A 219-nucleotide genomic window follows, 5' to 3' on the forward strand; every position below is an offset into this window, starting at 1 on the left:
CGCCAAACACACCAATCTGGCAGTTCGTGATCTTGCCGGCAGATCCCGTATACTGCCGCCCCACACCGCAGGACGCCTGACCCTTCTTCAGAAAACCGGTCTCATCAATGAATTGCCCCGGGTTTTGTGGAGACAGAAAGACCCGTGAGGTAAGAAGAATTCATGAGCAATAAATCGAAGCGTTTTCCGCCTGAGTTTCGTGACCGTGCAGCCCGCATG

General features: G+C 53.9%; 1 pseudogene. It reads right to left on the minus strand.

Features of this window, described 5'->3' with window-relative positions:
• Positions 1-109, minus strand: a pseudogene (locus ACP7IZ_RS13945) (transposase); the annotation flags it as partial.
• Between the last annotated feature and the right edge of the window lie 110 nt (positions 110-219).

The organism is Acetobacter sp. AAB5 (genome assembly GCF_050106715.1).
Lineage (GTDB): Bacteria > Pseudomonadota > Alphaproteobacteria > Acetobacterales > Acetobacteraceae > Acetobacter > Acetobacter oryzifermentans.